The sequence below is a fragment of the Hydrogenovibrio sp. 3SP14C1 genome (assembly GCF_029625905.1).
GTDB lineage: Bacteria > Pseudomonadota > Gammaproteobacteria > Thiomicrospirales > Thiomicrospiraceae > Hydrogenovibrio.
In genome coordinates, this window is the sequence record NZ_JARTLM010000274.1 from 1 (window position 1) to 245 (window position 245).

The following is a 245-nucleotide window of genomic DNA, read 5'->3' on the forward strand; positions in this document are numbered from 1 at the left end:
GCACCCTACAAGGTCATCAAGTCCAGTAGCGACCTGATAGATCTGGATTCGTCAAAAAAATACGTCCTCAAAACCGCAACAGGGGGCTATGATGGTCATGGACAAGTGGTCATCGCATCAGAAAAAGATTTACCTGCCGCAGCTGATTTAGCGGATTCAGCGGATTGCGTCTTGGAAGAATTTGTCCGCTTTGACTTGGAAATCTCTGTCATCGTGTCAGGAAATGGCAAGGATGTGACTGTCTT

1 protein-coding gene is annotated in these 245 nt (G+C 46.9%); it reads left to right on the forward strand.

Features of this window, described 5'->3' with window-relative positions; genetic code table 11:
• Positions 1 to 245, forward strand: a 245-nt coding sequence (locus tag P8629_RS12515; RefSeq protein ID WP_278166420.1) for an ATP-grasp domain-containing protein, incomplete at both ends; no start/stop codon positions are given.